21 protein-coding genes are annotated in these 22,719 nt (G+C 36.4%); 15 read left to right on the forward strand and 6 right to left on the reverse strand.

Annotated elements, in window-relative coordinates; all coding sequences use genetic code 11:
- Positions 1-36: 36 nt before the first annotated feature.
- From OQX64_RS06995 to OQX64_RS07005, 3 genes are read left to right on the forward strand one after another with little or no spacing between them, the layout of a single operon-like run.
- Entirely contained in the window at positions 37-1,098 is a 1,062-nt protein-coding gene (locus tag OQX64_RS06995; protein WP_265818181.1) for a sensor histidine kinase, read from the forward strand.
- Positions 1,091-1,789, forward strand: a complete 699-nt coding sequence (locus OQX64_RS07000; protein ID WP_265818182.1) for a LytR/AlgR family response regulator transcription factor — start codon at positions 1,091-1,093, stop codon at positions 1,787-1,789. Before OQX64_RS06995 ends, OQX64_RS07000 begins: the two co-directional genes overlap by 8 nt.
- A 59-nt stretch (positions 1,790-1,848) precedes the next feature.
- On the forward strand, positions 1,849-2,583 hold the full coding sequence (locus tag OQX64_RS07005) for a DUF429 domain-containing protein (protein WP_265818183.1): 735 nt from the start codon (positions 1,849-1,851) through the stop codon (positions 2,581-2,583).
- Here OQX64_RS07005 and OQX64_RS07010 read toward each other — a convergent pair.
- Positions 2,565-3,254, reverse strand: a complete 690-nt coding sequence (locus OQX64_RS07010) for a response regulator transcription factor (RefSeq protein WP_265818184.1) — start codon at positions 3,252-3,254, stop codon at positions 2,565-2,567. The two genes, OQX64_RS07005 and OQX64_RS07010, sit on opposite strands and share 19 nt — an antisense overlap.
- Positions 3,251-4,633 (reverse strand): sensor histidine kinase, encoded by a 1,383-nt coding sequence (locus OQX64_RS07015; protein WP_265818185.1) that lies wholly within the window; start codon positions 4,631-4,633, stop codon positions 3,251-3,253. Before OQX64_RS07015 ends, OQX64_RS07010 begins: the two co-directional genes overlap by 4 nt.
- Positions 4,634-4,766: 133 nt before the next feature.
- Between OQX64_RS07015 and OQX64_RS07020 the strand changes: the two genes are divergently transcribed.
- From OQX64_RS07020 to OQX64_RS07040, 5 genes are all read left to right on the forward strand, one after another.
- Complete coding sequence (locus OQX64_RS07020) at positions 4,767-5,144, forward strand: hypothetical protein (protein WP_265818186.1); 378 nt, start codon at positions 4,767-4,769, stop codon at positions 5,142-5,144.
- Positions 5,145-5,184: 40 nt separating this feature from the next.
- Positions 5,185-7,620: an outer membrane beta-barrel protein gene (locus OQX64_RS07025; RefSeq protein WP_265818187.1), complete on the forward strand. Its 2,436-nt coding sequence runs from the start codon at positions 5,185-5,187 to the stop codon at positions 7,618-7,620.
- A 204-nt stretch (positions 7,621-7,824) separates the two neighbouring features.
- Positions 7,825-7,986: a hypothetical protein gene (locus OQX64_RS07030; protein WP_265818188.1), complete on the forward strand. Its 162-nt coding sequence runs from the start codon at positions 7,825-7,827 to the stop codon at positions 7,984-7,986.
- 104 nt (positions 7,987-8,090) lie between these two features.
- Positions 8,091-9,443 carry a hypothetical protein gene (locus OQX64_RS07035; protein ID WP_265818189.1) on the forward strand — a complete coding sequence of 451 codons (1,353 nt, stop codon included), beginning with the start codon at positions 8,091-8,093 and terminating at the stop codon, positions 9,441-9,443.
- A gap of 214 nt (positions 9,444-9,657) precedes the next feature.
- Entirely contained in the window at positions 9,658-11,856 is a 2,199-nt protein-coding gene (locus OQX64_RS07040) for a peptidase domain-containing ABC transporter (RefSeq protein WP_265818190.1), read from the forward strand.
- A gap of 187 nt (positions 11,857-12,043) precedes the next feature.
- Here OQX64_RS07040 and OQX64_RS07045 read toward each other — a convergent pair whose 3' ends face one another.
- Complete coding sequence (locus tag OQX64_RS07045; protein ID WP_265818191.1) at positions 12,044-12,679, reverse strand: TetR/AcrR family transcriptional regulator; 636 nt, start codon at positions 12,677-12,679, stop codon at positions 12,044-12,046.
- Between the two features lie 383 nt (positions 12,680-13,062).
- Between OQX64_RS07045 and OQX64_RS07050 the strand changes: the two genes are divergently transcribed.
- The 4 genes from OQX64_RS07050 (at position 13,063) to OQX64_RS07065 (ending at position 17,517) form a co-directional block, all read left to right on the forward strand.
- Positions 13,063-14,067, forward strand: coding sequence for an aldo/keto reductase (locus tag OQX64_RS07050; RefSeq protein ID WP_265818192.1), 1,005 nt, complete (start codon positions 13,063-13,065; stop codon positions 14,065-14,067).
- A gap of 72 nt (positions 14,068-14,139) precedes the next feature.
- On the forward strand, positions 14,140-15,036 hold the full coding sequence (locus OQX64_RS07055) for a helix-turn-helix domain-containing protein (protein WP_265818193.1): 897 nt from the start codon (positions 14,140-14,142) through the stop codon (positions 15,034-15,036).
- Between the two features lie 100 nt (positions 15,037-15,136).
- On the forward strand, positions 15,137-16,120 hold the full coding sequence (locus OQX64_RS07060; protein WP_265818194.1) for a Gfo/Idh/MocA family protein: 984 nt from the start codon (positions 15,137-15,139) through the stop codon (positions 16,118-16,120).
- A gap of 311 nt (positions 16,121-16,431) precedes the next feature.
- Positions 16,432-17,517 carry a fatty acid desaturase family protein gene (locus OQX64_RS07065; protein ID WP_265818195.1) on the forward strand — a complete coding sequence of 362 codons (1,086 nt, stop codon included), beginning with the start codon at positions 16,432-16,434 and terminating at the stop codon, positions 17,515-17,517.
- Positions 17,518-17,590: 73 nt separating this feature from the next.
- Here the strand turns inward: OQX64_RS07065 and hxlA are convergent, their stop codons facing one another.
- Both hxlA and hxlB read right to left on the reverse strand, forming a co-directional pair.
- Positions 17,591-18,226, reverse strand: coding sequence for a 3-hexulose-6-phosphate synthase (hxlA, locus tag OQX64_RS07070; RefSeq protein ID WP_265818196.1), 636 nt, complete (start codon positions 18,224-18,226; stop codon positions 17,591-17,593).
- 28 nt (positions 18,227-18,254) lie between these two features.
- Entirely contained in the window at positions 18,255-18,854 is a 600-nt protein-coding gene (gene hxlB, locus OQX64_RS07075; protein ID WP_265818197.1) for a 6-phospho-3-hexuloisomerase, read from the reverse strand.
- A gap of 206 nt (positions 18,855-19,060) precedes the next feature.
- Between hxlB and OQX64_RS07080 the strand changes: the two genes are divergently transcribed.
- Positions 19,061-19,921, forward strand: a complete 861-nt coding sequence (locus tag OQX64_RS07080) for a helix-turn-helix domain-containing protein (protein WP_088301489.1) — start codon at positions 19,061-19,063, stop codon at positions 19,919-19,921.
- 343 nt (positions 19,922-20,264) lie between these two features.
- On the opposite strand, the gene OQX64_RS07085 is transcribed toward OQX64_RS07080, so the two are convergent.
- Positions 20,265-21,002, reverse strand: coding sequence for a dienelactone hydrolase family protein (locus OQX64_RS07085; protein WP_265818198.1), 738 nt, complete (start codon positions 21,000-21,002; stop codon positions 20,265-20,267).
- Positions 21,003-21,225: 223 nt separating this feature from the next.
- Between OQX64_RS07085 and OQX64_RS07090 the strand changes: the two genes are divergently transcribed.
- Together OQX64_RS07090 and OQX64_RS07095 are read left to right on the forward strand one after the other, a co-directional pair.
- Entirely contained in the window at positions 21,226-21,576 is a 351-nt protein-coding gene (locus OQX64_RS07090; protein ID WP_265818199.1) for a hypothetical protein, read from the forward strand.
- Between the two features lie 447 nt (positions 21,577-22,023).
- Positions 22,024-22,689, forward strand: coding sequence for a phosphatase PAP2 family protein (locus OQX64_RS07095; protein ID WP_265818200.1), 666 nt, complete (start codon positions 22,024-22,026; stop codon positions 22,687-22,689).
- Positions 22,690-22,719 lie beyond the last annotated feature (30 nt).

A 22,719-nucleotide genomic window follows, 5' to 3' on the forward strand; every position in this document is an offset into this window, starting at 1 on the left:
CCGGGCATTTAAATGATTTAATCGCTAGTTTTGAAGATGGTGAAAACAGACGCAAACCGTCATTTCAGAAAAGACATTGGCTATCAGATCGTATTTTGGACAGCGCTTTTCGCCTTTGGATTGGCCAAAACATCCGGTGAGTACCAGGAACCCATTGTAAAGGAAATATTTTGTTATGAATTGTGCCACATGATTTTTCAGGTGATTGGTGCCAATTTTATTTTTTTTGTATTGATCAGAAAGCTTTTTGATTGCAAAAAATACATGACTTTTTTGGTGTCTTTGCTCTGCAGTCTATACTTACTGGGGGTATTCAATCGTATTTTTGTGATCTACCTGGCGGAACCTTTTTTCATCAATCAACCCAAGGATAGCATGATCGCGATTTTCACAGATCTGAGATACCTGCTGTTTGTTTATATTTTCCCTATCGTAACGGGATCATTCATTTTTATAGCCATCATGTACATGTTGCAGTACCAGTATGAAAAGCAAAATGTGCTACAACTTCAACAAGAAAAATCGGTACTGGAATTGAAGGTTTTAAAAACCCAGCTAAATCCACATTTTTTATTTAATACCCTTAATAATATTTATTCACTCGCCATCCGCAATTCTGAATATACTTCGGCGTCGATCAGCAGGCTTTCTGATATCCTGGATTATATCCTTCATAAAGGACAGAAAAAACTGGTACCCATTGAAGATGAACTTAGCATCATTGATGATTACATTGGCCTGGAAAAACTGAGGTATGATGACCGGCTAAAGATTACAAAAACGGAAAATATCACCCGCAGCAATACCATCCCGCCTTTACTGTATCTTTCTTTGGTAGAAAATGCCTTTAAACATGGTGCAGAAAAAACCAGCAACATTGTAGAAATTGTCATTTCGATAAGCTCCAGCAAGAAACAAAGTATTTTTAAAATAGATAATACCTTTTTTGAAAAAAGGACTGAAACACGGGTCGGAATCGGACTTAAAAACATCAAACAACAACTTGAACTGTATTACCGGCAAAACTACACGTTAACGATAAAGCAGGAGGATAACTGGTTTAAGGTAGAAGTGATAACCCCAGGTAGTGATGATTAATATTATGATTGTGGATGATGAGCCTTTGGCCATTGCACTTTTGGAAGACCATATCTCTAAAATTGATGGTTTAAAATTGTTGGCTACAGCTAAAAATGCTATGGAGGCATATCAGGTATTGCAACACCAAACCATCGATTTAATGTTTTTGGATATTCAGATGCCTGATTTAAATGGCATAGATTTTTTAAAATCGCTGAATAAAAAACCTAAAACGGTATTAACCACTGCATATCGGGAATATGCCATTGATGGATTTGAATTGGAAGCAGTGGATTATTTATTAAAGCCCATTACATTTAACCGTTTTTTTAAAGCAGTAGACCGGGTTTTGAGACATAATAACAAAGAAATCGATGAAGATTTTATTATCCTGAAAGCAGAAGGATTTAACCGAAAGATCATACTGGGTGATATCATATACATGGAAAGCAACGGCAATGACATTAAAGTAATGCTGGGTAAGGAGTTGATTGCTGTTCCAAAGATGACGATCAATGAACTCTCCACCCGTTTGCGCCATAAAGGATTTTTAAGAATTCACCGTTCATTCCTCATTAATACCAGTTGGATAAACGCCGTCAATAATGATGCAATTTTATTATCCGGATTTAAAATTCCGGTTGGACGAAGCTATAAAAAGGAATTTGATGATGTGCTTAAAAAATTCTATGCAAAACGATTGTTTTAAGTTTTAAAGGGAATGGCTAACATTGTCAATTAAATATTAATAGAAATCATAATTTCAATATGAGTAATCATGCCGTGGGTGTAGATGGATGCAAATTCGGTTGGGTGGCAGCCAGCTATGCTGAAGAAACCATAAAGTGCTTTAGCAACATTACCGAAGTGTGGTCATACTTTGGAAAGTATGGTGATTTTCTGATCGACATGCCATTAGGTTTGCCCAGTGCGAAAAACCCACACCGTACCTGTGAGCAGGAAGCCAGAGCAATCTTACCAAAAGAAAGAAAATCCAGTCTGTTTCCGGTGCCCTGTCGCGAAGCATTTGCAGCAGAAAGCTACAGTGAAGCGAATGAAATCAATAAAAATATTTTAGGCAAGGGACTATCAAAGCAAAGCTGGTTCATTATGCCGAAGATGAAAGAAGTGGATGACTTGCTGACTGGCAATCATGCAGCGAGAGTACGTTTTAAAGAAGCACACCCGGAAGTTTCCTTTCAGTTGCTGAATCAGGGTAAACCTTTAAGGGCCGGCAAGAAAACCACAGCAGGCATAGCGGAAAGGCTGGCGATCCTGCAGCAATGGGACTCCCGCACAGAGAACCTTTATCAATCGGCTATTCAGCTGTTTACAAAAAAAGCCCTTGCCCCGGATGACATCCTGGATGCTTTGTGCTTATCAGCCATGCAATCCGTGATTCAGCAAAATGAAAAGTCAGGACAGCTGCATACCTTTCCTGAAAAACCATTTAAAGATGCCTGTGGCATAAAAATGGCGATTCATTATGGGGTTCTAATGTAAAACCTGAAACCAATACCGCGTACACTTTCAATCTGGATGTTTGGATCATCAGCCAGATATTTACGTAGCCTGCTGATGAACACATCCATACTGCGCCCGTTGAAGAAATCAGATTCCTTCCATAAATAGTTCAGGATATCATTCCTCTTAATCAATTCGTTTTGATGTTTACTCAGATAATGCAGCAACTGGCTTTCTTTTTCAGTAAGCAACGTTTCAGAAAAAGCGGAGGTTAAACGCATATTCGGCAAATCGAACTGGTAAACTCCCAGTTGAATCATGGCATCCGTATCTTTCGGTAATTTGTTTGTTCTCTTTAATATATTTCTGATTCTTAGAATAAGTTCATCGGCATCAAAGGGTTTTAAAATATAATCGTCAGCGCCCAACTCCAGGCCTCTCACAATATCTTCCTTCATTTTCCGGGCAGTTACAAACAGAAAGGGCAGATCAGGATAGTTCTTACTGAGTTTTTCCACCAGCTGAAATCCATCCTCCCCTGGCATCATGACATCAATGATCAGAATATCATAATGTTTTTCGCGCAATGCGGCCCTGGCTTCAATGCCGTTAAATACCTGATCGGCCTGGAAATGATTTAAATTCAGATACTGCTTCAGCAGGTGGCCAAGGTCAATATCGTCTTCAACAATCAAAATGTGCGCATTCATATGGGTAAATGAATTAAAAATGAACTCCCCTTGCCCGCTTTACTTTTTAATTCGAGTTTGGCCTGTATCCGGTCTGCAGCCTGCCTGGCTAAAAACAAACCTAATCCTAAGCCTTTAACCGAATGCCGGTTTTCTTCCGGAACCCGGTAAAATTTATCAAATATATGCGCCTGGTGGTCCGCTGTAATGCCCGGGCCCTCATCTGTTACGGCAATGGTATAATATTTACCATTGATAGCGGATTCAAGCTTGATAACAGTTTGTGTGGCACTATATTTTTGAGCATTTTCCACCAGCACATTGAGAATTTTCTCTATAAAAAGCGGACTGCTATGAAGGAGGCATGATGCCGGATCAATATCAACAGCCAATTGATGAGATTTTAACCTAAGATCATGCACATAGTTTTCTAAAAAAGTATGCATGTCTAATGGTTCAAGCTGAACAGGAATTTCAGATAACATGGCACCTTCCAGCACACTGTCTACAATGTGCTGAATTTTCAGATATTGCCGGTTTAAAGATTGTAACAGATCATCCTGCAATACCTTATTTGCTTTTACATCATCGCGGCCCATGCTTTTTAAAATCAAACTCACAGAACTGAGCGGCGTTTTAAGTTCATGCGTAATATTATTGGCAAAATCAGTTTTGATATCGGCAATTTTCTTTTGCCTGATCATCGCACTAAACACCATATACAAAAGTGAAATGACAGCAATAATTAAGGTTGCCCCCAAAGTAAAGGTGCCTAGCATCCGGCTAAAAACGGCTTTTTTCCAGTCTGACACATTAATGTAATTTGAGGTTCTGACAATCAGTTTTAAATTTTGACTATAGTTTATTTGCTTCTCGCGCATGTTTTTGTTAACCACACTAACTGTTTCATTATGGTTTAACAATAAGGTATTGGCATCATTAAATTTATTTCCGAAAAGCATAACCGGCACATCCGTTGAGGAAAGTAAGGTATCCAGAACACCGCCCTTTTCGATGATGATCTCTTCATACTGCGACTTATATTGAATGTTTCTCAGGTCTTTACGATGTTGAAGATTTTGATAGATGTAGCCGTTTAGTTGTTGATACCATACATGATTACTGTCTTTCAATGATTGAAAAACAACCTTTTTGTTTAGTTTATCTTGCTCATATGCATGTATGATAACCTGTTTTAAATTCTCCTGTAATTTATCCTCAAGTGAATCAACCACAGCAGCATTCATCAGCTGAGTGGTCTTTTTCTTTACTTCTGTATAATATTTCTCCTTCGTAAGCTCATAAGTATTATGGATCAGGTAATATTGTATTGATGACAACGTGCCAATGATTAATAATGATAGTATCATCAGCATCCTGATTGTAAATTTCTTTTCCATTGTTTAACAAAAATAGTTTTATCCTCATAATTAAAGTGATTATTTAATACCATTAACACTTCGTTAACTCATCATTAACCATTATACAGGTTATTTTATTTCAGATTTGTTCCAGATATTAAAACAACATCATATGAAAAAAATCTTTTTGATAGCCATAGCGCTATTCATTACCGGGGCAGCCTTCGGTCAGCAAAAACCAAATCAGTCTAAAACTTCTACTCAATCCACATCTGTTAGCATCAACAACAGTGATAATGAGTATCGTTTAAATGCCAGCTTTAATCCGGTTAAAGCAGAAGCTGTTAAGACTTTAATTATTAAAGCCCTGGCACAGTCGGGAGAAAATGAAGCGGATGAAACAATTTGGAAATTAAAGGATACGTATTCCATTAAATTAGAAAAGGATCAGTTAACGATTAAACTGGATAAAGAAAAGGCCACAGGGTCGCTTTATAAATTGATCAGGCAGTTAGGACAGGATATCCAGCAAACCTTAACGAAATCATAATTAAGAATTAACCTATCTATTTCACTTAAATGCTCCTGATATGAAATCGAGAACGGCAAACATTCTGATCGTTTTACTGATGTTAATTACAGTTTCAACATATGCCCAAAATGAACTTTCTGTTAGTGGCAAGGTATTAAATCTGATGAATCAGCCTATTAACGGCGCCAATGTATCAATGACGAGTGTTGCAGATACTTCCCTTATTTTATCGGCCGTAACGGATATCAATGGGAATTATGCTTTTAACACTGTAAAAAGAGGCATGTATAAGGTTATGGCTACTTCAATCGGATACGAAAGTGTTTATAGGAATTTTAATGTGGATAGCGCAACAAAAGCAGCAAATATCGTATTACAACCATCTGTTTTAGCATTAAACGAAGTAAAGATTACGGCAAGCAAACCTTTGGTTGAGCAAAAGATTGATAAAACCGTTGTTAATGTTGATGCCATGCTTACTGCAAGCGGTGGCACTGCACTTGAAGTATTGGAAAAATCGCCAGGGGTTATAATTGGGCAAAATGGTAGTATTACACTCAAAGGTAAGGCAACAACAATCTTCATTGATGACAAACCGACCTATCTTTCGGGTCAGGACCTTGAGAATTACCTCAGGTCATTGCCTTCTGCTTCTTTAAATCAGATAGAATTGATGACAAATCCCTCTTCTAGATATGATGCAGCCGGTAATGGTGGTGTGATTAATATACGCACCAAGAAAACTAAAATTGTTGGCATTAACGGGGGCATAAATTTAGGGTATATCCAGGGGAATTATGCCAGAACCAATAATAGCTTAAATGTGAATTACAGGAATAATAAAATTAATATTTCAGAAAATCTGAGTTACATTACAACCAATAGCTACAGCGATCTGGATATTAACCGGCATTTTCAAAATGCGATGGGCGAAACAACGGCTAATTTTTTGCAGAATTCTTTTACACGTTATACCGGAAACAGTTTTACTTCAAGGCTGGGTCTGGACTATTATGTATCTGACAAGACCACGATCGGTATCGGCTGGACTGCAATATCACACCCTGCTAATCAAAAATCGATGGTGAACAGCAGGTTCTTAAATGAAGCAAATCAATTGGATTCAACCATTGTGGCCAACAACCATCAGGATGAATCTTTTAAAAACAACAATATAAACCTGAATTACCGCCATCAGTATAATCAATCAGGCCGCGAATTAACCATAGATGTAGATTATCTCAACTATGATATGGGAAGTCAGCAATCGTTCCTGAATAATAGTTATTTAAGAGATGGAATGCTGACAAATCATGAATTATTAACTGGCGATTTACCAACGAATATTAAAATTTATGCGGCTAAGGCAGATTATAGCCATCCTTTTAAAAATGGCATTAAACTTTCTGTGGGAGCAAAATCAAATATTACCTTAACAGATAACGAGGCAAACTATTTTTATACCGTTACGGGTGTGAAAATACCTGATTATAGCAAAACAAATCACTTCAATTACAGGGAAAATATTAACGCTGTTTATATCAGCGCCAATAAAGAATTTAAACGGTTAACGGTACAAGCCGGGTTAAGAATGGAAAGTACATTTTCCAAAGGACATCAACTGGGTAATATTCAGAAAAGCGACTCCACTTTCAATAGAAATTATACCGGGCTATTTCCGACTTTATACCTACAATATAAATTGGATACCACGGGTAACAACCTCATTGGAATGAATTATGGGAGAAGAATTGACCGACCTTACTACCAGGACTTAAATCCTTTTATTTCTCCAATTGATAAATTCACTTATTATACAGGCAATCCTTTTTTAAATCCATCCTATTCAAATAGCCTGGAACTTTCTCATACGTATAAAAGCAAACTGACTACTACCCTAAGTTACAGTAAAACCTTAGACCAGGTAAATGAAACCATTGAAATTCTGGATGGAATCTATTACAGTCGGCCAGGCAATATTGGGCAATCTGTGTTCAAATCTCTTTCTGTTAATGGCAATTTCGACCTCCTGCCCTGGTTTAATGTTAATCTGTATGGACAGGTTTCAAATATTCACACCACAGGTTCATTCTATACCGGCTATATTGATACAAAAGGTACCTTTTATTATATTAAACCACAGTTTCAGTTTAAAATAAAAGGCGATTGGATTTTTCAGATTGATGGTTATTACCAAAGTAAGGTAACCAATGCACAGTTTGTAGCCGGTGATCAAAAAAGAGTAAATGCAGCCATCTCTAAAAAAATATCAGCAAGTACAAGTGTAAAACTGGTAATGAATGATGTCTTTCATTCTTATGTAAATAGCGGAACCATTAATAATCTTCTTCAAACACAGGCAAACTACCGCAATGTATTAGATACCAGAACAGCAATACTTACTTTAAGTTATCGCTTTGGCAAATCAATTTCCGGTCAGCGTAAGCATGATAATAATAGTACAAACAGCGAACAGGGAAGAGTTAAAAACTAAGACTATTAAATACTGTAAATCAGAATCTTAAATAAGAAATAATTTATAATAAATAATTTTCCCGCAAATGGGAAAATTATTTTGAATTATAATATTTATTTATTAAAATTGTTTAAGAGTATGATTTGTAACTCTATAATCTAACAAAACATCTAGCTGACAAGGGTGCATGTTTGTCGGGGTCTAATATTAAATCTCAAACTAATGGAAAGTAAAAATTTTGACCCTAAGGATTTCTTAGGCGCAAAGGTGGTTTCACCTTTAGAGCAAGAAAAACTAGTTGGCGGTATTGCAACCGCTGGTGACGTTCAGGTTGTTACTGTAGTAGAAACAATTGTTGTAGTAGTAACAGTTGTTGAACCGTAATGCAAAAAAGCTGCCTCACTCTGAGGCAGCTTTTTAAATTAATTCCTTTCTCTTATTAGTTTTTTCTTTTAACTTTCTAATTGGTATAAATTCTTAAACTAATTATGATTGATAGTATTGACAAAATTATTACAAATATTATGGAACACATAGACGTAAAAACCCCTGAAATATCCCAAATGGTCAGCTATGATTGGTGGGAAAAATTTTTATCTGTAACAAATAATAGAACACAAACAGCTGTAATTAAGAATGCAATATCCATAGATGATACAAATTTATTATCAGGAGAAATTTTACATGTAATTCAAGAACTTTGCAGGCTTCGTACTAATAAATACGGATATCGCGTTTATGTCGATGACAAACTAGTAAAAGATGATTATTTAAATTATATTTTTGATAATCCACCCTTACCATTAGAGGATGTAGACCAATATGCTGATCGTGTCTTTAAAGATCAAAACTTTGGTATGATTATAAATGGATGTGAAAAATTTTCTGATCCATTATCTAAAAAATTAATCGAATTGATTTCACCATTACTTGAAATTGTTGGTATTCCAATGGTGGGATTAAGTGTTCATACTTTTGTAGGAAACTATGGTTATACTCCTTTAGGTATCCATAAAGACAATCCAGGAGAAAATGTAATTCATTTTCATTTAGGGCCAGGCAGAAAAACAATGTATAATTGGAGTGATGAAGTTTACGAACAAATAAATGGAAAAAAGAAGAATGAAGATAAAGATTTCGAAAGTTTGCTGCCATATGCAGAATTATACAATTTCGAAAAAGGTGACGTCTACTTTATGCCATGGAATAAATTTCATTTAGGTAAAACTGATGGCTTATCAATTGGCGCAACCGTATGGTTTAATAACCCTCCCAAAAAAAAACTTTTTGATAAAATTATATCCTCGCTATCTCAACAGTATATGGTAAATGACGATAGTCTCAAGGATATCATGACCCCAGTAAAAGATCCTTATGGACAAGAAACGCTAGATGAGTTAAGAGACCTTCTAGTGGTAGATGAAAATATACTTAATTTATCATTTAATGATGCTTTTAAGGTCTTGCATGATGATTATAAGCTTGCATTATTTAGTAATTCCGGATGGAAAACCAGAACGACTTCATTATCTGATGAGAAACTTTTTGATGTTGATAATTATATTTTATTAAAAGATAGAATTATTAAATTAACACAGCCGTTTAAAATATATTCCAGAAGATCAATAGACGGCGAAGAAATAATTATATTTGCTAGAGGTTCAAAATTAAAAATGCGTTATCATCCTGAGATAGAAAACATTATACACGAACTCAATAAAGGCGAAGAAGTTAATTCAGCTAAACTTATTGAAAAACTATCTGTAGAATGGCCTGAAGATGCAGGATTATACATTCTTGGACTTTTATACGATAAAAGGGCTATAGAGTTTAATGCTTAACTATTGAACGATTTTAGTGAGTTTTTTAGGGTTGTCTTCCATTCTATGCTTCAATGCTAATTATCTGGTTAAATTGTGGTTGCAGATTAAATCAGACGATTTATTTCAGATAAAAACATGAGTTCACATAATTTATAATTATATATAAAAATAAATATATAATATGGATAACAATGGACAATAATACATCGGCTTCATAAGCTAATAAAGGTTAATGAAATTTAAATTCGTACCTCAACATGATCAAATGGATTGCGGCCCTGCCGCACTTTCCATGATTTCACAATACTATGGTAAAAACTATACTTTACAATTTCTTCGAGACAAATCATATATTACCAGGGAAGGTGTAAGCATTGCTGGAATATCCCATGCCGCAAAAGATATTGGCTTAGATCCATTTATTATTCAGTTAACTCCTGAACTTTTAGCAGCTGATAAAGACTTCCCTTGTATTTTACATTGGAATCAAAATCACTTTGTGGTATTGTATGAAATTAAAAAATCACTATTCTCAAATAACTTAAAATTCAAGATTGCAGATCCTGGACATGGAAAAATTACATTAGATGAGGTTACCTTTCGTAAACACTGGATTAGCGCAGATAACTGTGGCATTGCAATGTTCCTAAAGCCTACGAAGGACTTCTATAAAAAATCAGAACCTGTACAGGAAATTTTTCATTTTAAATATCTTTATAATCATTTAAAATCCTTTAAATGGCAAATCTTTCAATTGGCACTTGCACTACTCGCAACCAGCATCATTACGTTAATTTTTCCTTTCCTAACCCAATCAATCATAGATAAAGGTATTGGATCAAAAAGTTTAAATATCGTATCTATCCTTTTATTAGCACAAGTATTTCTTTTTATTGGCTCAACTATTATTGATGTTGTCCGGAATTGGATCGCCCTGTATTTAGGCACGAGAATCAATATTCATATTATCTCTGACTTTCTGAGAAAAATATTAAAATTACCCATCTCTTTCTTTGATTCAAAAATGAGATCAGATTTTAACCAGAGAATCCAGGATCAGGTGAGAATTGAAAATTTTTTAACCTCTCAAAGCTTACTAACACTTTTTTCATTAATTAATTTCTTAGTATTTTTCTTTGTTTTATCTTACTATGATGTAAAAATTGTTATCACATATTCATTACTTAGTATTCTTGCCGTTGGCTGGTCTATCATATTTCTAAATAGAAGAAAGATATTAGATTATTATCGTTTTCAAAGGCGATCGGAAAATCAAGATTCCATTTACGAATTCATTAATGGGATTCAGGAAATAAAATTGCATAATCTTGAAAATTACAAAAGAGATAAATGGGAAAAAATCCAGGTAAAACTATTTGGCATTAATATCAGAATACTTAAGACTGACCAATTACAGATCGTTGGTTTTGATTTTATCAATCAGTTTAAAAATATAATTGTAACCTATATTGCAGCCCGAGAGGTAATACTGGGGCACATATCATTAGGGGCGATGCTGAGTATATCTTATATCATTGGCCAAATGAATTCTCCTATAAATCAACTTATCACATTTTTTCGGTCATTTCAAGAAGCAAAACTTAGTCTTGAAAGATTAAACGATGTACAGCGTCAGGAAGAAGAAGAAAAGGCTGATCAAATAGTTTTGCTGGATGACCAACATTTAGCTGATCGAGATATTTACTTAAAAAACTTAAGCTTTCAATATGGTAGTCCAACATCTACTTTCGTACTTAAAAATCTTAATTCTCAAATTCATTTTGGTAAGACGACTGCCATTGTAGGATCAAGTGGAAGTGGAAAAACCACATTAATGAAATTACTTTTAAAGTTTTACGCCACACCTGATGGTAAAATATGCATCGGCAATCATGATCTTGAAGACATATCGCCTGTAAGCTGGAGAAGTAAATGCGGCGTTGTGATGCAGGACGGCTATATTTTTGCAGATACTATTGAAAGAAATATTGTTTCAGGAGATGAAATTATTAATAATTATAAACTTGCAGAAGCAATCAGAATTTCAAATATGTCTGATTTTATTAAAGAATTACCCCTTGGATTAAAAACTAAAATTGGTGCTTCAGGGAGCGGAATCAGCGGAGGGCAAAAACAAAGAATACTTATTGCAAGAGCTGTATATAAAAATCCCAGTTATTTATTTTTTGATGAGGCAACAAGTGCTCTTGATGCTGAAAATGAAAAAATTGTACATGATAACCTACATGCTTTTTTAATAGGAAAAACAGCAGTTATCATTGCACATAGGCTCAGTACTGTTAAAAATGCCGATCAAATCATTGTAATGAAAAACGGCCTGATAGTGGAAATAGGAAATCACCAAAAACTAGTTAATAATAAGGCAGAATATTATAACTTAATTAAAAACCAACTGGAATTAGGAAATTAATAAGCGCAAAATGGAAGAACAACTTCAGAAAGAATTAGAGATTAATAAATATTTTTTCATGAAACATGGATATATCATCATTATCATCACAATTGTGTTAATAGCGGCCTCATTCCTTATCATAAAAATTGATCATAAATCTCTATTTCAAATGACTATAGAATATTATTTTCGATAAAATTATTTATTACACCTCATCATAAACTTTTTCTAATATTGAAGATATTGCTTTTTTTATTCGAATCATACCTTCTTGATTATTTATATCGATTTCGCAGAAAAGACTATCATTCGATTTAGCATGTAATACCAGATAATAAATCCCCGCAACCAATAAACCCGTTACTGCTCTTAAATCAATATCTTTTCCAGATAGCTCTTTATCTGCAAGATTAAAGAAAGATGAACCAAATCGTTCTCTATCTTCAGAAATTTCATGCATGATTTGGTTTCTTTGACTAATCTGCCATAATATAACCTTTTGCATCTCCTCATCCTCATAAAAACAATCCAATTGATTTTGTAATAGAAAATCTAATAATTGTCTAGTATTTCCACCTTGATTCTTTTCTATCATTTCATTTACATGACCTAAGGCGGCTACCCAATAGTTTTTATTTCTAAAATAAGTTTCTATTAAATTTTCTAATGATTCAAAATAAATAGTAATCAAACGGCGACTAAGACCTGCAGCTTTTGAAATATTTGTGGCAGTTAGTCCAGTATATCCTTTGGATTTAATGATTATTCCAACAGCTTCAATAAGTTTTTGAGTTGAGCGCTCTTTATCATTAGATGTTCCTTGATATCTTTTTTTCGCCATAAAATTTGCTATTCCATTGAATATGTATTTTAAATAATACATAATCAGTGAAAACTGAAAGCTAAATTAATTAATAATTAGATAAATTATAACAATAATTAAATATTATGTATTTTAAATAATACTAATAATAAACAAAAATGTTAAGTTATTATGGATCTGGTAAAATCACTACTTGAAGATTTATGATTAAAAAACATTCTATTTTATAAAAAGTATTCAGGTGTGAATAAATTAAATGCTTTTGAAAGTTTAATATGCTTTAATATATTTAATCTCATCTCCACCGCAATCACTTTCATTGATTTGCACACAACTTTCAGGGGTTTGCATACAGCTGCGCGTTCCATCTTCCCGAACTTTGAACCATAAAATAAGTAACTATGGAAATCAAAAAAATAAACCTAGGAAATCAAGGCCTGATTGTTCCCGTAATGGGATTAGGCTGTATGGGAATGACAGGATTTGAAGAAGCTGACATGTATGGCAAGGCAGATGAAAAGGAGGCTATTGCTACCATACATCAATCAAAAGAATTAGGCGTTAACTTTCTGGATACTGCAGATTTATATGGCCCGTTAAAAAATGAACAGCTCATTGCAAGAGCCATAGAAGGGCATCGAAATGATTACATCATTGCCACTAAGTTTGGATGGGAAATAGATGATAATGATAAAGTGACATGGGCAATTAATGGTCAGAAGAAATATGTAAAAAAAGCATTAGAGCGGTCGCTTAAAAACCTTAAAACCGATTATATCGACTTATACTACCTGCATCGTTTAGATAAAAATACCCCTATCGAAGAAACAGTTGAAGCCATGAGTGAATTGGTAAAAGAAGGAAAAATTGGCCATATTGGTTTGTCAGAGGTTTCTTCGGAAACCATTAAAAGGGCACACACCGTACATCCAATTGCCGCAGTACAAAGTGAATACTCCCTGTTTGAACGCACTGTAGAAAAAAGAGGGATTTTGCAAACACTGGAAGAACTCGGAATCAGTTTTGTAGCCTATTCACCGCTCGGGCGGGGATTTCTATCCGGTCAGATTCGTACCATTAATGATTTACCTGCCAATGATTTCAGAAGATCGATTCCACGTTTTCAGGAAGCATATTTCCACAAAAATATCGAACTGGTTGATGCCATTGAAGCCATGGCCGCAGATAAAAATATTACGGCAACACAACTCGGACTGGCGTGGATGATGAATAAAGGGATTATCCCTATTCCGGGTACTAAAAGGAGAAAATATTTAGCACAAAATATTGCAGCGGCAGCTATTCAGCTTAGCGAAAGTGATGTCTCAAAATTGGAAAGCATCATTCCGCTGGGTACCGATACAGGCAATGCCTATGATGAATTCAGCATGGGGCTAATCGACTAACCTACAGGCACAACTTCAGAATAAACCGGAGTTGTGCTTTTTCAATTTTATTATCTATAAATTAGCATCATCATGAACACTATTTCATCCATATCAGCATTTCATCGCTTATTATCTCTCCCTGAGCCACATCATCCTTTAGTAAGTGTGATCAATCTGGCAGAAAGCATTTTTATAGCAGATGAGGTATGGAAAGGATTTGTGAACCGCTTTTATTGCGTTGCACTGAAACGTGAGGCTACAGGGAAAATCAAATACGGCCAGCAGCATTACGATTATGATAAAGGCGTACTGAGCTTTACCGCACCCAATCAGGTGCAGTCTCTTGATTTGCAAAACATGGAATGTGGTTCTGGCTACCTACTCATCTTTCATCCGGATTTTCTACTGAAACACGACCTGGCGAATGCAATTAATAATTATGGCTTTTTTTCTTATGCTGTGAATGAAGCATTACACCTTTCCGCAGAAGAGGAAGATGACCTGATTACTATCCTGAACAAAATCAATAAAGAGTGCCTGCATATTGACAGGCATACGCAGGAAATTATTTTATCGCAAATTGAATTGCTGCTGAATTATTCCAACCGCTTCTACGAAAGACAGTTTATCACCCGAAAAAACAATAACCATCAATTACTGATTAAATTTGAACAGGTTATTGATGAGTATTTTAATGCCAACCATACGGCAAGCTTGGGCTTGCTTACAGTACACTACCTGGCCGACAAGCTGAATTTATCGCCTAATTATTTGAGCGATTTATTGCGTGTTCATACCGGGCAGAATACGCAGCAACATATTCATGAAAAATTAATTGCGAAAGCGAAAGAAAAACTTTCTATAACAACCTTGTCTGTTAATGAAATTGCTTACGCGCTCGGTTTTGAGCACGCACAATCTTTCAGCACCTTATTTAAGAAGAAAACAAATCTTTCTCCGCTTGCTTTTAGAAATACATTAAGTTAAAACAACAAAAGCTTACTATTTCTCTAAAATAAAATCTACATCAGTCTTTCCATCTTAAATCACTATCCTTAACTTACCTGCCAAATTAAATTGAGGGTATATGACGGAGATTAAATGGGGAATTATTGGCTGTGGAGATGTAACAGAGGTAAAAAGCGGACCGGCTTTCAACAAAGCACCCAATTCTTCGCTGGTAGCTGTCATGCGGAGAGACGCGGCTAAAGCTGAAGATTATGCCAGGTGGCATCAAGTACCAAAATGGTATAGCGACGTGGACGAGTTAATTCATGACCCTGAAGTAAATGCCGTTTATATTGCCACTCCTCCCCTGCAGCATGAAGAATTGACCATCAAAGCCCTCGCTGCAGGAAAACCGGTGTATGTAGAAAAACCAATGGCCTTAAACAGTGAAGCGGCAAAAAGAATGGTTTCCGCTGCGCATCAATATAATGTTAAACTTTCTGTCGCGCATTACCGGAGGGCCCAACCCTTATTCCTGAAAATAAAATCTTTGATTGAGGAAAAGATAATTGGCGACATCCGCTTCGTTGATTTAAAAATGCTGCAACCACAAAAAAATGATCTCATTGCCACTGCAGAATCAAATTGGAGAACGAATCCGGAAATATCAGGTGGTGGACTTTTTCATGATCTGGCTCCGCATCAGCTGGATTTAATGTTGTATTACTTCGGAAGTATAAAAAGCTATCACGGGATTGCTGTCAATCAATCTGGCAATCAACAGGTGGATGATCTGGTTACCGGGCATATTTTATTTGAAAACGGCGTGGTATTTAACGGCACTTGGTGCTTTACGGTAGCTGAAGCACAACAAGCGGATAGTTGTGTGATTTTTGGGACCAGGGGGAAAATTAGTTTCCCAATGTTTGGCCATCAAATTAAGGTAACCATAAATGGCGATGATGAAAAATTGGATTTTCTCCCACTGAAGCATGTGGAGCAATCCATGATTGAAAAGGTGGTGGCCTATTTCCTGAATGAAGCAGAAAACCCTTGCAGCGGCGAAGAAGCACTTAAAACCATGAAATTACTGGACGGATTTACGCATCAAAAACATGAATAAAAGTTTTTTTTATTTTTTTTTAAAAAAGTTAAAAACAATTTTAATTCTGAGTTGTCTATTATGTAGTTTGTTTGGTTTATGCTTTACACGATGGATGTCTTTAAAGCAAAATAATTCAGCCTCATAGAAATATGGGGCTTTCTCATTTTAAAAATGACGGGCAAACGGATTATTTGATAAAATAAAATCATATTATAAAACTTATCATCACATATTACGTTCATACCATGACTGCTTAAATGATTTGCAGTTAAATAGCTTGATGAACTCGGAAATATCGACCCTGTACAGCGGGTGGATTAAGAAGAGACATGAAGACAAAAACAAAGTTCCCGGCGGCAACAGGCGCCCATTTTTATGCAACATTAAGGCAGAGAGTAAATCTCGATTTTGCTTCCAAAAATTTAAGTATACATGCCAATGGACTCATGTGGTTTAAAACATTTGTTTTTCTGAGCTTATTTACCATTCTTTACCTCACCATCGTTTTTGCCCATCTAAACGGAATAATGCTCACCTTATTCACCTTAGCACTTGGTATAATTTGTGCATTTATCGGTTTTAATATTTGTCATGATGCCATTCATGGTTCATTTTCAGCCAGTAAACAAACCAATAAAATATTAAGCCTGCTATTTCATCTGGTTGGTGCCAGTCCGTATGTCTGGAACATCACCCATAATATTGTTCACCATACCTATACCAATATTCCGGGACATGATGAAGATATTGAAATTGCACCAGGACTGATTCGAATCAGCCATGAGGATAAGCTGGAACCACATCAGCGTTATCAGCAATGGTATGCCTTTCCACTCTATGGATTGGCATCTCTTTCATGGGTATTGCGGAAAGATTACAAGAAATTTTTTCAAAAAAACATTGGTGCAAGGCAGAACATTCATCCCAGGATAGAATACTTTAACCTGTTTTTCTTCAAATTCTTATATTATGCGCTCTTCATAATTGTGCCAATACTGGTTATGAATCTGCACTGGTGGCAGGTGTTGATGGGTTTTGTTTTATTGCATCTGGCGCAAGGCATTACCATGGGACTGGTGTTTCAGCTGGCACATGTAGTGGAAGGAACGGCCTTTCCGCAACCGAATGCAAACGGTGATATGGAAGAAGCCTGGGCAGAACACCAAATGCGGACCACGGCAAACTTTGCCACCCAATCTCCAATGGCTGCATTTTTTCTTGGTGGATTAAACAGGCAGATTGAACACCATCTTTTCCCTAAAATCTGTCATGTGCATTATGGCCGGATCGCGGTGATTGTGAAACAAACGGCATTAGAATATGGTATTCCTTATCATGAGAACCATACTTTTTCTTCAGCAATGCGCTCACATTTCCGTCTTTTAAAGAAATTAGGCCGGCCCGCTGTGGTATAATTTTATGGGATAGTGGAAATAAAAAAGTGGAACCATCTTACAAAGGCTCCACTTTTTTCTAAATAAGGGAAGGTTAAACTGCTGCTTCCATAGCTTCACGCAAAGCTTTCGCTGCAGCTGCAGGGTCTTCAGCACCATAAATGGCTGCACCAGCTACAACAACTTCTACACCCGATTTAACAACCGCCGCCACATTATCGATATTTACACCTCCAGCAATTGATACCGGCACACCCACTCTGGCAGCCTCATCAATCAACACCTGAATAGAATAACCAGCTGTCCATTGCTCATCTAAGCCAGCATGTAACTCTACGAATTTAACGCCCAGTTCTGTCACTTCCTGTGCCCTTTGTACACGGTCAGGATAACCAATGGTATCAACCACTACGCCTTTACCATGCGCTTTAGCCGCTTTAACGGCACCGATAATGGTCGCGTTTCCGGCAGCCCCCATTACAGTAACCAAATCCGCGCCTGCTTTAAATGCGATATTTGCTTCCAGTTCTCCTGCATCAGCCGTTTTTAAATCTGCAAAAACCAATTTATCAGGATGTGCGTTTTTCATTGCGGTAATAACCGATGATCCCACATTTTTGATTAATGGTGTACCTAACTCAATAATATCTACATAAGGAGCCACTTTTGCGGCCAAAGCCAACGCCTCTTCAGTAGTTAACAAATCTATTGCTACTTGTAATTTTGCCATGATGTTTTGTATTTATATAATTTAATTGTTATTCAAGATTGGCATGCCTTTGATATAATGCTGCTGCCGGCGTACCGTCGAGTTTCCATAAAGACTGGAATACTGCATCCATTAAAAGCATTAAAAACTGTTCAAATAAACTGCCTGCATATTGAGCTGACTTCCCGCTGCCATGTTCTTCCTTTCCTGCAGCAGGAATATAAACAACATGATCAGCCAGTTTAGCAAGTGCGGCATTCGGATCTGCAGTTAAAGTAACCAGCTTTGCCCCTATCGAAACAGCTTTCTCTGCTGCCCTGACAATGCCGCTTGTGGTGCCTGATCCGGAAGCTGCAATGAGCAGATCTTCCTGATTAATCGCTGGGGTAGTGGTATCACCTACTATATACACCTGCAAGCCTAAATGCATTAGTCGCATAGCAGCTGCGCGCATGGCAAACCCTGACCTTCCGGCCGATACTATAAAAATACGCGGCGATTGCTGGATATAACCGATCAGCGGAACCAGGCTTTCCAGGTCTATATCTTTAGCCAGCTTTAAATTTTCATTCAATACCAGTTCTAAATTCATTTGTAGATCCCAAACCAGTTGCTGATTGTCTGCTAATTCTTCTGTTTCGTTTTGCATGTCTCTTTGATCCTGTTCAATGCATCAAAGGTAAACGAAGTGCCGCGCCAGCCTGTTATACAATCGGCACATAATGTAGGACAATCAGCTAAGATCAGACCTGAATAGTCATGCTTTTCACATAAAAAAGACTGTGTTTCCGAATAGTCCACCTTTATGCGTCGATTATCCAAGGTCATAAATCGTAAGCACTTATCTTTGCACACATGAATGTTGCTGCACCAACTCCGCTCGAAAAATCATTGCTGTATATCCGAAACCTGAATAATTGTCCGCCCAGTTACCTGAACGATCCGGGACGGAAAGATTTTTTCGAAGTGGTCTGGTTAAAAAATGAAGATCCGCTGCATAGCATGTCTGATACCACCTTTAACATTAAAGGCGATTGGATTTACCTGATTCCGCCTTACAGGGTACACCAATTGAACAAGGCCGGAAAAAATGGTGAGCTGATTTCATTTAAAAGATCCATGCTGGAGGAAGAAGACAAAGATTTTCTATTGGATCTTTTCAGAATTTTTAATGTTCAGGGGGAGTTTTCCTGTTTAAGGTTAGATGCTGCATCTTCAAAGGAATTGGGTGCCATCTATCAAATTATGGAAGAAGAATATAACCGTGAAGGAAATCATTTCATGATGCTTAAAGCTTTACTTAAAGTTTTCCTGCTTAAACTGATCAGTGTAAAAGAGCATGAATTTACCAGCCATGACGTTCATCAGAAAAGGGTTTATGAGTTTTTAATGCTGCTGGAAAGTAATTTCTTAACGGTTACCAATATAGATTTTTATGCCGGAAAACTGGGCATCAGTTCGAAGCGGTTAAACCAGATTTTGAAAGACAAGTTAGATAAAACAGGTACCCAAATCATTCACGACAGGATTATTCTGGAAGCCAAAAGAAGAATGATCCATAGTGAAGTAACCATCAAGGAAATAGCCTACGATTTAGGTTTCTCCGACCGCCCTTATTTTAGTCGTTTCTTTAAAAAGCAGACTGGTGAAACACCTGATGAATTTCAGAAAAAAGCAAGGGCACACATTGAATCGAAATTTAACACCTTGATATAAGATCAGTCCTTTAAAATACAGCTGCATAAAAAGAGGGCTTTATCATCATGAATAATTAAGATTTTCATGTTGAGCTTGTCGAAAAACCTTTAAATAGATTTTACAAGTCCTTCAACAGGCTCAGGATGACATTTCAGTTTATGATTCAGCTGTTTTTTATTTTTTCAATAACGCCTATCGGCTTTTTTTGCTCTGAAAATCTCAATAAATACGCCCAGTGAGCTGAGTATCAAAAATACTCCCATGATTAAATTGGTTCTGTCATCCATAGGTTTAAAAGTTTAGGAAATCCAAGCTAAAACTTTCTGATGACATTTCAAAGACATAAACAGCAAAGGAGTATTTATTTAAGTAATTCACCTAAAAACATCAGGGTATGGTTCCATGCCCTTTTAGCCATAACTGCATTATAATCTGCAGATTTCGGATCGGTAAAGGTATGTTTGCTATTGGCATAGGTAATTATCTGCCAATCGGCTTTGCCATCATTCATTTCTTTTATCAAAATACTCATATTTTCTGGCGTTACACTTTGGTCATCAGCCGGGTTTTCAATTAACATTTTTGCAGTTAAAGCCCCATTTTTTCGATCGGCTGCTTTGCCCAAACTTCCATGAATGGATACCACTCCCACTACCGGGAAACCAGCGCGGGCAGTTTCCAGCGCACCTGCTCCACCAAAGCAATACCCGATTACGGCCAGTTTATCTGCCTGTGCACCGGCTTTTTTTAATTCTTCCAGCGCCAGGGAAATACGTTTCTGATACGCCTGATAATCCTGCTTATACTTGCCGGAAAGTTGTGCGGCAGCGGCATTGTCTTTAGGTATATTACCTTCGCCATAAATATCGGCTATAAAGGCCATATAACCTTGCTGCTGTAATTCCAAAGCTGCTGTTTTTGCTTCTTCGTCTATTCCTTTCCAGGCAGGGAGGATTAATACACCAGGCAATTTTTTACCGGTATTGGCGGTAACCATTCCATGGAGTTTCTGACTGCCATCAGCATATTCAATTGTTTTTAATTGTGCATTTGCGATTCCGGCAGATAGCAGAAAAATACTTAGAAATAATTTGTTCATCTGTTATTATTTGATAATGGGTTTGAATAGATTTTTAAAAGATACAAATGAATGTATGAATTGTTTACATAAATGATGCTACATCACTGATTTATATTATTTTAGTTTTCGGCAACATTATATCTGAAGCGTTACAAAGTAAACTCGTTTTTTGCAAACCCTGTTGACTATATTTGTGCTGCTCAACCCTAATCATCCCGATTGGTTTTGTAAATCACATCCTATGAAAAAGTACATGCTTTTAACGGCAATGATGTTCTTGTTTTATTTTGCAAAAAGTCAGACTTTAATTCTGGCCAAAGATGTGGGCCAGTATATCGGAAAAACCGTTACCATTTGCGATTCTGTTTATACCACCAAAACACTGGATAAATTAACCCTGATTAATCTTGGTGGTGCCTTTCCAAAAGAATTCATTACGGTGGTGATTAACAAAGCCGACGAAAGTAAATTTACCTCCGAACCAGCCAGCATGTATTTAGGGAATAATGTTTGCATTACCGGCATCGTTAGCGAATTTAAAGGTAAACCACAAATTGTAGTAACAGATCCTAAACAAATTGTCATCAAATAATCTGCCTTAAATCAGAGGGCAGCATGCCTATTTATCTGTACTTCTGTTTAACGCGGTATTATTCATAAGATAATTATCAACCAGACTATCACACTTCTTCATAAATTTTCTTTTCCTGCTAAAATAGCCGAATAGTACCTTCCCATTGAAAAGGAAGAACTATTCGGCAGAGCGAACTTAATATATAAATTTGATTAGCACTGATGCCTGATGCATTAGCTAAAAGAAAAGACGAAATGATATAATGAAAAATTTGCGCTTTGAACTGTAAAGATTAAAAATCCAATGATGATTCTCATACATATTATATGAACACACCTTATTGCAGGATATAAAGCAATAATGACAGGATTAATCCTCCTCATTACTCGGGTGTATCCATTTAAAGAAAATGGTACAATAAATTATTGATGAAAAATTACAGACCTATGTGATAATTTGATAGTTTTGAAAATTCAACAACAGCAGCAAATGAGGTTTAAACCTACCATTCTTTTATCCATACTCGTTCTCCTGATCCTGATGTTTTCAACATTAAGCGTATTTATTGCGGAGCATCCCATTCTTCCTTTTGATATTAAAGTTTCTTTATTTATTCAAAAATTGCAGTCGGGCTGGATGGATCAGCTGATGCTGGCCATTAGTTTCTTCGGCGAACTTCCCTATTCCCTGCTCTCTGTACTGCTGGTTGCCGGGATATTTTACTGGCAGAAGTTCAGGCGTGAGGCCTTTTACATTGCCATGGTGTTATTTTCCGGCCTGATTATTCTCGGGGTGAAAAATTTAGTTAACCGCCCACGTCCAACAACTTTTTATATCAGGCTGGTTGAAGTGAACCGGTTTCAGAGTTATCCCAGTGGCCATGTACTTTCTTATGTACTATTTTTTGGATTTCTGATTATTTTAATGCGAACATTAAAGCAAATCCCTCTAGTTACCAGAAACTTCATTACAGGTATTTCTGTGTTTCTGGTACTGATGATTGCACCTTCCAGAATTTATCTTGGTGCACATTGGTTCACTGATACCATCGGCGGCTTTTTACTGGGAATCATCTGCTTATTCCCTTTATGTTATTTCTATTTCCGGAATAAACCTGTGGAGAAGGTTTAACAAAACAGATAAAGAAGATAACCTATTGTA

Source organism: Pedobacter sp. GR22-10, assembly GCF_026239715.1.
Taxonomy (GTDB): domain Bacteria; phylum Bacteroidota; class Bacteroidia; order Sphingobacteriales; family Sphingobacteriaceae; genus Pedobacter.

What these genes read in the sequence shown, in the direction of transcription:
- OQX64_RS06995 (WP_265818181.1), top strand. Translation starts at nt 37, where the DNA reads ATGGTGAAAACAGACGCAAACCGTCATTTCAGAAAAGACATTGGCTAT.
- OQX64_RS07000 (WP_265818182.1), top strand. Translation starts at nt 1,091, where the DNA reads ATGATTAATATTATGATTGTGGATGATGAGCCTTTGGCCATTGCACTT.
- OQX64_RS07005 (WP_265818183.1), top strand. Translation starts at nt 1,849, where the DNA reads ATGAGTAATCATGCCGTGGGTGTAGATGGATGCAAATTCGGTTGGGTG.
- OQX64_RS07010 (WP_265818184.1), bottom strand. Translation starts at nt 3,254, where the DNA reads ATGAATGCGCACATTTTGATTGTTGAAGACGATATTGACCTTGGCCAC.
- OQX64_RS07015 (WP_265818185.1), bottom strand. Translation starts at nt 4,633, where the DNA reads ATGGAAAAGAAATTTACAATCAGGATGCTGATGATACTATCATTATTA.
- OQX64_RS07020 (WP_265818186.1), top strand. Translation starts at nt 4,767, where the DNA reads ATGAAAAAAATCTTTTTGATAGCCATAGCGCTATTCATTACCGGGGCA.
- OQX64_RS07025 (WP_265818187.1), top strand. Translation starts at nt 5,185, where the DNA reads ATGAAATCGAGAACGGCAAACATTCTGATCGTTTTACTGATGTTAATT.
- OQX64_RS07030 (WP_265818188.1), top strand. Translation starts at nt 7,825, where the DNA reads ATGGAAAGTAAAAATTTTGACCCTAAGGATTTCTTAGGCGCAAAGGTG.
- OQX64_RS07035 (WP_265818189.1), top strand. Translation starts at nt 8,091, where the DNA reads ATGATTGATAGTATTGACAAAATTATTACAAATATTATGGAACACATA.
- OQX64_RS07040 (WP_265818190.1), top strand. Translation starts at nt 9,658, where the DNA reads ATGAAATTTAAATTCGTACCTCAACATGATCAAATGGATTGCGGCCCT.
- OQX64_RS07045 (WP_265818191.1), bottom strand. Translation starts at nt 12,679, where the DNA reads ATGGCGAAAAAAAGATATCAAGGAACATCTAATGATAAAGAGCGCTCA.
- OQX64_RS07050 (WP_265818192.1), top strand. Translation starts at nt 13,063, where the DNA reads ATGGAAATCAAAAAAATAAACCTAGGAAATCAAGGCCTGATTGTTCCC.
- OQX64_RS07055 (WP_265818193.1), top strand. Translation starts at nt 14,140, where the DNA reads ATGAACACTATTTCATCCATATCAGCATTTCATCGCTTATTATCTCTC.
- OQX64_RS07060 (WP_265818194.1), top strand. Translation starts at nt 15,137, where the DNA reads ATGACGGAGATTAAATGGGGAATTATTGGCTGTGGAGATGTAACAGAG.
- OQX64_RS07065 (WP_265818195.1), top strand. Translation starts at nt 16,432, where the DNA reads ATGAAGACAAAAACAAAGTTCCCGGCGGCAACAGGCGCCCATTTTTAT.
- hxlA (WP_265818196.1), bottom strand. Translation starts at nt 18,226, where the DNA reads ATGGCAAAATTACAAGTAGCAATAGATTTGTTAACTACTGAAGAGGCG.
- hxlB (WP_265818197.1), bottom strand. Translation starts at nt 18,854, where the DNA reads ATGCAAAACGAAACAGAAGAATTAGCAGACAATCAGCAACTGGTTTGG.
- OQX64_RS07080 (WP_088301489.1), top strand. Translation starts at nt 19,061, where the DNA reads ATGAATGTTGCTGCACCAACTCCGCTCGAAAAATCATTGCTGTATATC.
- OQX64_RS07085 (WP_265818198.1), bottom strand. Translation starts at nt 21,002, where the DNA reads ATGAACAAATTATTTCTAAGTATTTTTCTGCTATCTGCCGGAATCGCA.
- OQX64_RS07090 (WP_265818199.1), top strand. Translation starts at nt 21,226, where the DNA reads ATGAAAAAGTACATGCTTTTAACGGCAATGATGTTCTTGTTTTATTTT.